Below are 270 nucleotides of genomic sequence, written 5' to 3'. Positions count from 1 at the left end.
GCAGCGCCAGCACCGAGGCCAGCAGCTCGGTGCTGTACTGCTTGGCCTCCACGGCGTGGTAGACCGCCGGCGAGGCCAGCGCCAGCAGGCCCACCGCCAGCGCCGCCGCCCAGGGCCGCAGGAAGTGCCGGGCCACCGGCACGAAGGCCGCCAGCGCGGCCAGCCCGCACAGCAGCGGGAACAGGCGCAGGGCCATCTCCCCCTTGCCCAGCAGCTCCACGGCCAGCCGCTCGGCCCACAGGAAGCCCAGCGGCGCCTTCTGCTCGTAGG

At 75.6% G+C, this 270-nt stretch carries 1 protein-coding gene; it reads right to left on the bottom strand.

Going from position 1 to position 270, the window contains the following annotated elements:
* The coding region (locus tag H7U12_RS20745) for a glycosyltransferase family 39 protein (RefSeq protein WP_186641752.1) at window positions 1-270 on the bottom strand (270 nt) is incomplete at both ends.

The sequence above is a fragment of the Rufibacter sediminis genome (assembly GCF_014269285.1).
In the GTDB taxonomy this organism is placed as follows: Bacteria; Bacteroidota; Bacteroidia; order Cytophagales; family Hymenobacteraceae; genus Nibribacter; species Nibribacter sediminis.
Note: the sequence above shows the minus strand (reverse complement) of the source record. Positions and strands in the feature narration are given on the sequence as shown.